A 5,972-nucleotide genomic window follows, 5' to 3' on the forward strand; every position below is an offset into this window, starting at 1 on the left:
AGCCGCTCGAGGTTTTGGTGATTGGGCGCCTCCCTCCTTAACCTCTCAAGCCCGTGGTGGCAATCCCTCGAACGTAGTAGCGCTGGAAGATGATAAAGAGAGCGATCGGAACCGCGGCGGCAATCGACAGGGCCGCAAAGATCTTGTCCCACTCGATCGCGTCGCCTTGGGCGAAGGTCGCGACGACCACCTGAACCACCCTGAGGTTCGCATTGTTCGTCACAACGAGGGGCCAGGCAAAGCTTCCCCACAACTCCTGGAAGGTGAGGAGCGCCACGGACAGCAAGATCGGGCGGCTGAGGGGGAGCATGATGTACCAGTAAATCCCCCAGTGACGGCAGCCATCAATCCGAGCAGCATCCTCCAGCTCTCTCGGGAGACCGAGGAAGAACTGCCTCAGCAGGAAGATGCTGAGGGCTCTCGGTACCATCGGAAAGACGAGGGCGGCGTAGGAATCCACCCAGCCCAACCCACGCACGATCAGGTACAGCGGCACGAGGAGGGCTTCGAATGGGATGATCATGATCGCCAGCACCAGGAAGAAGAGCACCTCTCTTCCCGGAAAGCGAATGCGAGCGAACCCGTAAGCGGCCATCGAGCTGACCACGACATCCAGAACCGTGACGCCCCCAGCCATCGCAAAGCTGTTCCAAAGATACCTGCCGAAGGGCTCGTCGCGAAACAGATGGCGGTAACTGTCAAGCGTCGGATGGACGGGAAGCAGAGTCCAAAGGCTCAATGGAAAGACGTACTGGAAGATTTCTGCGACGGGCCGCAAGGAGGAGAGGAACATCCATACCAGCGGAAGGACAAAGACGACCGCCAGGACGAGCTTAGCGGCCGCGCTCGCCCCGTGGAGGAGCCGGGTCCGCCCGCCCTTCAGCTCTAGCGCGAGGCTCACTCCGGGGGCTCCGCTCGCAGGATCCGGAACTGGAACGCCGCTAGAGCCAGGACGAGGACTAGAAACACGAACGAGAGCGCGGACGCGTACCCGAGGTGAAAGTACCGGAAGCCCTCGCGGAAGAGGTAGAACACAAGCACCATGGTGGCACTCAGCGGTCCGCCCTTGGTAATGACATACACTGGGGTGAAGATCTTGAACGCGTCAATGGTGTTCAAAACCAATACGAAGAGCGTGATACGGTGCAAGAGGGGCCACGTGATGGCCCAGAATCGCCGCACCGCACCCGCCCCATCAACTTCCGCCGCCTCATACAGCTCGACCGGAACCTCATGAAGGCCGCTGAGGTAAATGAGCATAGAAATACCTGACCACTTCCAGGCGGACATCAGGGCCATCAGCGGAAGCGCCTGGGCCGGGTTCTGGAAGAAGAACTGGGCGGGAAGATGCATGGACGCGAGGACGCTGTTCGCCGGCCCGTTGGGCGTCGCGAAGAGGATCTCCCAGAGGCCGGCCGCCACGACGTAAGAGATCACCACCGGCAAATAAAAGGACGTCCGCAGCAGCGCGATCCACCGGGTCGACGGCTGCACGAGGAGCGCCAAAGTGAGCCCCGTCGTGGTCTGCAGCGGCACCAGCATCACCGCGAAGATCGCCGTATTTCGGAGGGCCGTCCAAAAGATCTGATCGCCCATAAGCGATCGATAGTTGGCCAGGCCGACAAAGGGAGGATGGGGATTGACCAGATCATATATATGAAGGCTGACCACGAAAGCATAGACCAACGGGGCCACTCCAAAGAGGAACAGCCCCGCCATGGCCGGCAACACGAAGCTGTACCCGGCCAGCGCCGGACGGACGTTCGCGCGGCGCCGGCCGGGGGATCGTGACCTCAGAACGTCAACGGCGATGCCGTCAGCCTCCGGCTCCCTGCGCAGACCGTGAGCTGCCTGAGTTCATGGCGCCATGCACGCTCGGCCCCGTGGAACGGCGGGCCGGCCTCGGGGCGGATGCTCTCGGCGGACGGACCGAGACGCCGTGCGCGGTCGCATGCGCCCATGCGACTCCTACTTGTATCGCGACAGTTCCTGATCGATCCGGGCCGCCGCCGAATCCAGCGCGGGCTTGGCCGGATGGCCGAGCTGCACATCCTTGCTCACGTCGCTAAATTGATCATCGATGAAATCAAACGCGGGCGTCCGCGGCCGCGCTACACCCTCGTTGAGCAGTCCGTTCCAAAACACCGACCAGGGATACTGTTTCAGGTAGGTGAGGGTCGCGTAGGCCGACTTCTTGGCCGGCAGGTAACCGGTCGTGGTGACCCACTTCGTATGGCCCTCCCGGCCGGCGATGGTATCGACGAACTGCCAGGCGAGATCCTGCTGCTTCGTCTGTGTCGAGATCCCAATATGGTAGGCGCCGCTGTTCGTGGCGCCGCGCCGGTCCTTCGGGAGAAAGGTCACGCCGATCCGAAAGTTGGGAAAACGCTGGGCAATGTCGCGCAGTACAAACGGATTGCCTTGCATGAAAACTGCCTTCCCCGTGGCGAACAGATCGGGAGTCGGCTGGATGGGAGCGAGCTGCCGTTTGGTGTACAGATCTCCCCAAAACGTGAGCCCACGGACTGTGGCGGGGCTGTTCAGATACCCCGTGGCCCGCGTGCCGTCTGGACTGAGAATCGCGCCGCCGGCCATCGCCACCCAGGGCTGGATCACGTACATGTCCGGCGGATAGTAGGTTGTGGTGTAGGCCCATCGTGTCACGCGTCCCGCGTCCCGTTGCACGACGGTCTCCGAGGCCTTGATGAACTGTTCCCACGTCCACTGTTGATCCAGGGTGTGCGGCGGCTGGATTTTCGCCTGCTCGACCGCGTCCACGCTGTAGAGCAGTTGCTCCGTGGATTGATGCATGGGCAATGCCCCGATGTGGCCCTGGTACAACATGTCGCTGCGCGGGCCCGGATAGTAGTCGTCCTGATCCGCCTTCGACACCATCGAGTCCAACGGAATGATCATCTTGCGATACATGTAGCTCGCCATTTCCGGAAAATCCACAAAGAAGACATCCGGGGCTTGGTTGCCGGCGTACGCGGTGTTGATCTTCTGAAAGTACTCCCCAAACGGGAACGCTTGGATCTGCACCTGGACGCCCGGATGCGATTGCTCGAATGCCTTGCCAAAATCGCTCAGCGCCTGGTTCAAGTGGGGCAAGGTGTATCGCACGTGCCAAAACTGCAGGGTCACCGGCGCGGCCCCGCGCACGCCTTCCGTATGAACCACCGCGCTGAGGCCTCCAGCGGCAAGCCCCGCCACCACCCGCGCCGAGCCGGTCAAGAACGTCCTCCGCCTCATCCTCACCGGAGCCTTATCTGTCGCTCGTGCGCTCATGAGATGCCCTCCCCCTTTGCGAACCGAGCTGACTTATGTTCGGGCGAGCCAAGTGGCCGACGGACGTAGGTCAGGGACATGCCGCGATGGCTTCGATCTCGATAAGCACCTCCGGCATCGCCAGGCTGTGCACGACGACGAAGGTGTTGGGTGGGAAGTAGCTCGTAAAGTAGCGCGTCCGCACCTCCGCGATCTTCTGACGGTACGCGACGCTCGTGGTATACGTGGTTGTCTTCACCAGATCATCCAGCCTCGCCCCCACTGAGGCGAGCACGGTCTTGATGTTCTCGTAGGTCTGAACGGCCTGCGCCTCTATGTTCCCCTTCCCCACCAGGTTCCCGTCAACATCCAGGCCGACCTGACCCGCCAGAAAGACGAGGTTCCCAATCTTCGCCGCGTGCGATCCCTTTCCATCGCCCGGAAGTCCTCCGGTGGCCTTGTGTACCCCACGAACCGTTACTTCCTCTCTGCGCATGACCCCTCCCCCCACGCCCGATGTGGATTGACACCCCACCCAACGAGAGCGTGCACGCCCCGGCCGTGGGGCGATCTAGCCCCGCCATCTACCGTGCGAGCAGCGCCTCCAGCTCACGCAATCTCGCGCGCGTCATGTCCCGCTCATTCGAAACGGCATCGAGGATCCCTTCGGCCAGGGTGCGCTGGCTGACCAGATTGGTCGCTTGGACTTGGTCGATCCAGGCGGTGGGGATCGCACCGGCGCCCTCGAAGGCGCCCGCGATGGAGCCGATGATGGAGGCGATCGTATCGGCATCCCGGCCAAAGTTCGTGGCGTACACCACGCTCTCGCGAAAATGCCCCTCGGCCAGAACCAGCAGGCCAAAGACCGCCGGCACTGTCTCCCGTGGTTCGGCGGTATCGTAGAATCCCTCGGGGGGCTTGGACCCGAGCAGCCCCTTTTGAGGCCATGGGAGGAGCATGGTGTCGTAGAACATCCTCCGAAACGCTTCATAGCCGCCGGCGGAGTGCGCCAGCCGAACGGCTCCTTCGATTCGGCCGGCGATTTCGTTGCCCGCCGGCAAAAACACGCAGGCGGCACGGATGATCGAGTCGATCGTGGCTTCACCCCGCACCGCTTCGGCGACGCCTGCGGCGACGGCGCACGCGGCATCGCGGGCATAGCCTTCATGGATCAGGCCCGCCACGCTGTAGGCGTCGAGAGCCGCTTGCCGCGGATCGCATGCGTTCACGAGTCCGACCGGCGCGATACTCATTGCCGTGCTATTGCTCCCCATGCACCCCCGGCCCGCCTCGCGCGGCCGCGTCTCTTGCATGAACACCTTGTGATACGCGTTGACCACAGGGGTGAAGAACCACCCCTCCATCTCGTCGAGCCATGTCTCGGCCCACTCGTCGGCTGTGATGCGGCCACGCGCCCGGATGATCGCCGAGCAGAGAAGGTTCCGCAGACGGGTGTCGTCCGTGACCTGTCCGGCCGGCACCCCCGGCTCGAAGCGGGCGGTCGTCGGATCCGGCCCTCGAGCGAGGAGCGTCTCGACGGTCCCGAAGACTTCATCGATATGGCGGTAGCTCATCATTTCGGTCACGCCGCCCATGGCGTCGCCGATTGCGCCGCCAAGCAGGCATCCATAGATGGCCTCGTACAACCGGCTCCCGCATTTGCCGCTCATCGACATCCGCTCCATGAGACCAGACCTCGAGCCCCCAACATCACCGCGTGGCATCAGAGCGGACACCGCCGGCGGGTGCCGCTCCCGGAGCCGTCATGCGCGGCCGAGTCCCGCGACGCGTTCCACGAATAGACGCGCCAGCCGGGGGCCATCCACATCCAGGGCCACCATCGCGTTTGGATCCTTCCCGAGTTGATGGCGAAAATCCGCGACGGTCTGCCCTCGGCAGATCCCTTGGGTCTCAATCACGACCGGCAGATGCTCGCTGGTGAAGACGTCCGGCAGCACCGTGTAGCCGACGGCCGGCACGTCATTGAAGTGCACCCAAGGGCCCGCCCCATAGCGCGACCAGCGCGCGGAGGCGGGAGAGGCACGCTGGTATGCCATCTTGATGAACCGGCTCATTTCCACCAGGCGTCTGGCCGGAAGGTTTCCTTCCCGCTCCAGATGGCCGAGCTGCTCATCCGTCACATACACTTTCTGGCACACGTCGAGCCCGATCTGCACGATCGGAGCCCCGGACTCGTACACGATCGCCGCTGCCAGCGGATCATTGTAGAAATTGGCGGATGCCACCGGGCTGGCGTTGCCCATGGTCAGGACGGCGCCGCCCATACAGACGATCCTCTTCACGCGACCGGCAAACGACGGATCATAGAGGACCGCCAGGGCGATGTTCGTCAGCGGCCCGAGACCCATGACCGTGACCGCTCCCGGATGGCGGTCAACGTGCTCGAGGATCGCTTCAACAGCGCGACCGTCGACGGCAGCCAGATCGTACCGCGGCCACTCCACATTGCCGAGCCCGTCGTCTCCGTGGATGTGTTTCGCGAGATTCGGAGAACCACGAAGTGGCCCGGCGGCCCCTCTGCGGAGGGGGATCTCGTCGCGCGACAGGAATGCAAGGAGTCTTTGCGCGTTTACCGTGGCTTGGTCGACGGTGACGTTTCCGAAGACCGTGGTGATCAGATCGATCGAGAGCTCAGGTGAGGCCAGGGCGAAAAATAACGCTGCGGCATCATCGATCCCCGGATC

The 5,972-nt window shown here is 63.1% G+C and carries 6 protein-coding genes; all 6 read right to left on the minus strand.

What is annotated here, in order from left to right; all coding sequences use genetic code 11:
* Positions 1-37 precede the first annotated feature (37 nt).
* The gene (locus VFP86_19105) at positions 38-901 is read right to left on the minus strand and encodes a carbohydrate ABC transporter permease (protein ID HET9001759.1); all 864 of its coding nucleotides are present in this window, start codon (positions 899-901) and stop codon (positions 38-40) included.
* Positions 898-1,731, minus strand: a complete 834-nt coding sequence (locus VFP86_19110) for a sugar ABC transporter permease (protein HET9001760.1) — start codon at positions 1,729-1,731, stop codon at positions 898-900. Before VFP86_19110 ends, VFP86_19105 begins: the two co-directional genes overlap by 4 nt.
* Positions 1,732-1,968: 237 nt before the next feature.
* On the minus strand, positions 1,969-3,288 hold the full coding sequence (locus VFP86_19115; protein ID HET9001761.1) for an extracellular solute-binding protein: 1,320 nt from the start codon (positions 3,286-3,288) through the stop codon (positions 1,969-1,971).
* Between the two features lie 70 nt (positions 3,289-3,358).
* Positions 3,359-3,763, minus strand: a complete 405-nt coding sequence (locus VFP86_19120) for a RidA family protein (GenBank protein HET9001762.1) — start codon at positions 3,761-3,763, stop codon at positions 3,359-3,361.
* An 88-nt stretch (positions 3,764-3,851) separates the two neighbouring features.
* Complete coding sequence (locus VFP86_19125) at positions 3,852-4,937, minus strand: ADP-ribosylglycohydrolase family protein (GenBank protein ID HET9001763.1); 1,086 nt, start codon at positions 4,935-4,937, stop codon at positions 3,852-3,854.
* Between the two features lie 93 nt (positions 4,938-5,030).
* The coding region (locus VFP86_19130; protein ID HET9001764.1) for a nucleoside hydrolase at positions 5,031-5,972 on the minus strand (942 nt) is incomplete at its 5' end.

Source organism: bacterium (assembly GCA_035703895.1).
Lineage (GTDB): Bacteria > Sysuimicrobiota > Sysuimicrobiia > Sysuimicrobiales > Segetimicrobiaceae > Segetimicrobium.

What these genes read in the sequence shown, in the direction of transcription:
- VFP86_19120 (HET9001762.1), bottom strand. Translation starts at nt 3,763, where the DNA reads ATGCGCAGAGAGGAAGTAACGGTTCGTGGGGTACACAAGGCCACCGGA.
- VFP86_19115 (HET9001761.1), bottom strand. Translation starts at nt 3,288, where the DNA reads ATGAGCGCACGAGCGACAGATAAGGCTCCGGTGAGGATGAGGCGGAGG.
- VFP86_19125 (HET9001763.1), bottom strand. Translation starts at nt 4,937, where the DNA reads ATGAGCGGCAAATGCGGGAGCCGGTTGTACGAGGCCATCTATGGATGC.